Origin of the sequence: Okeania sp. SIO2B9 (assembly GCF_010672505.1) — a bacterium.
GTDB classification, from domain to species: Bacteria; Cyanobacteriota; Cyanobacteriia; order Cyanobacteriales; family Microcoleaceae; genus Okeania; species Okeania hirsuta.
The window spans coordinates 1-1,725 of sequence record NZ_JAAHGK010001475.1 but is presented as its reverse complement, the minus strand read 5'-3'; the positions used below and the strand labels follow the sequence as shown (position 1 = coordinate 1,725).

Below are 1,725 nucleotides of genomic sequence, written 5' to 3'. Positions count from 1 at the left end.
TGAAATTTTTAGCAGCAGTCAACTATCAAACAGTTAAAGCATTCGATCATGGAAGATATGTCAACTTCTATATTAAATATACTCACTAAAACTTCAATTTAGATTGGCGACAAATATATAATATATGTAAATGGAAAGAAGAAACTAATGCCAAACTTAATTGTCTGGATCGTAATATTTATAGTCAGCTTATTCGTTCTGATTAAAGCTTCTGACTTCTTTACAGATGCAGCAGAAAAAATAGGTATATCTTTAGGAATTTCTCCTTTTTTAGTAGGGGTAACAATAGTATCAGTAGGAACCTCTCTACCAGAGTTAGTATCATCTATTATCGCTGTATACCAAAACTCCTCTGAAATTGTTTTTGGTAATGTGGTTGGTTCCAATATTGCTAATATTTTCTTGATTATTGGTACTGCATCATTGATCAGCAGTCCTTTAAGGATACAATATGAACTAATTAATGTAGATTTACCACTATTTGTTGGTTCAGCTTTTTTATTAGGTTTAACAGTTTTAGATAATAATTTTTCTAAAAATGAAGCTATTATTTGTATTTTGGGATATGTTGTCTATGTTTTATACACTATTAGTAGTGGTAAGGAAGAACAAGAGTTAGAAAAAGATGGAAATAGAAACTCAAAGAAAATTTTACCAACCAAACAAATAGCCATTTTGGTTATTAGTTCATTATTTGTATTTTTGGGTGCAACTTATACAATTGAATCAGTTACTAAAATCTCTAAGATACTCGAGATTGCTAAGGAATTAATTGCTTTAAGTGCAGTTGCTCTTGGTACTTCATTGCCAGAGTTAATAGTTACTATTTCTGCTGCTAAAAAAGGTCGCCCAGAAATTGCCGTAGGAAATGTTTTAGGTTCTAACATTTTCAACTCATTGATGGTACTAGGAATACCAGGACTAATCGGCAATTTAGAAATTCCTGAAGATCTTATTGGTGGTGGGTTATTGGTTTTATTAGCAGGAACAATTATGTTCTTTTTTGTCACTCAAGATAAACAAGTAACTCGTTGGGAAGGATTAATATTTTTCCTATTCTACGGGTGGTTTATTGGCAATATATTTGGGTTAGTTTGACATCCTCCGAACTTCAATACTTGAATTTGTAATTCCTGGAACAATAGCGAGTAATATTATGTTCGGATGAACAGTTATAAATAATTAGGGAGGAGTCTGGAGTCTGGAGTCTGGAGGGAGAAAGAAGGTATTTAGGAGAAGAATTTTTTTTATCAATAATTAAACGGACATGGTATAGTAAAAGTTTTAGTTATACACTAATCACAAAATTATTTTCTCTTAATACAGATATTCTATTGGGACTTTACACAAAATAGAAGTAGAAAATAGGCTCAAATATAGACAGGAAAAGGCTTTTACGTCAAAAAGGCATAAATCCTTAATTACCAAGAGTTATAGGCATTTTTATCGCATTGACGTAATTCCCTTATCTAGATTGACTCTCAGCAATTTTTCTACCTAAAAATTTTTAATATAGCAATGTGCGCTGGCATATTTACACATTATTTTTTGTAGACCTGTTCTAGACTGCACTTTGAGCTGGACATTGTAAATACCTGAGCGCACATTGCTATACCAATTTGAAAAAAGAATGTTACAAATAATTGGGAGCGATTTGCTGAGGCAACGCTCCGCGAACAGGTAAATTTATTTATCTATGTCTGTAGTACTAAAACCCACATTCCA

General features: G+C 32.1%; 1 protein-coding gene. It reads left to right on the top strand.

What is annotated here, in order from left to right:
- Positions 1–147 precede the first annotated feature (147 nt).
- Positions 148–1,098 (top strand): calcium/sodium antiporter, encoded by a 951-nt coding sequence (locus tag F6K13_RS31835; protein WP_124144673.1) that lies wholly within the window; start codon positions 148–150, stop codon positions 1,096–1,098.
- Positions 1,099–1,725 lie beyond the last annotated feature (627 nt).